Annotated in this window: 1 protein-coding gene; it reads left to right on the top strand. The window is 66.2% G+C overall.

Annotated elements, in window-relative coordinates; translation table 11 throughout:
- On the top strand, positions 1-598 hold a 598-nt coding region (locus PV646_RS44775), incomplete at both ends, for a WD40 repeat domain-containing protein (RefSeq protein ID WP_500349258.1).

Here is a 598-nt window from a genome sequence, read left to right as displayed (position 1 = left end):
GCCACCACCGGCCAACCCATCCACGAACTCACCAGACACACCGACACGGTCAACGCCGTGGCCTGGTCCCCCGACAGCACCCACATCCTCACCGGCAGCAACGACGGCAGCGCTCACATCTGGGATGCCACCACCGGCCAACCCATCCACGAACTCACCAGACACACCGACACGGTCAACGCCGTGGCCTGGTCCCCCGACAGCACCCACATCCTCACCGGCAGCGACGACGGCAGCGCTCACATCTGGGATGCCACCACCGGCCAACCCATCCACGAACTCACCAGACACACCGACACGGTCAACGCCGTGGCGTGGTCCCCCGACGGCACCCGCATCCTCACCGGCAACAGCAACGGCACCGCTCACATCTGGAACGCCACCACCCGCCAACCCATCCACGAACTCACCGGACACACCAACTGGATCCACTCCGTGGCCTGGTCCCCCGACAGCACCCACATCCTCACCGGCAGCGACGACGGCACCACCCGCATCTGGAACGCCACCACCGGCCAACCCATCCACGAACTCACCGGACACACCAACTGGATTCAATCCGTGGCCTGGTCCCCCGACGGCACCCACATCCTCACCG

Origin of the sequence: Streptomyces sp. ID05-26A (assembly GCF_033794685.1) — a bacterium.
Taxonomy (GTDB): domain Bacteria; phylum Actinomycetota; class Actinomycetes; order Mycobacteriales; family Pseudonocardiaceae; genus Lentzea.
This window is presented reverse-complemented; position numbering and strand designations above follow the sequence as displayed.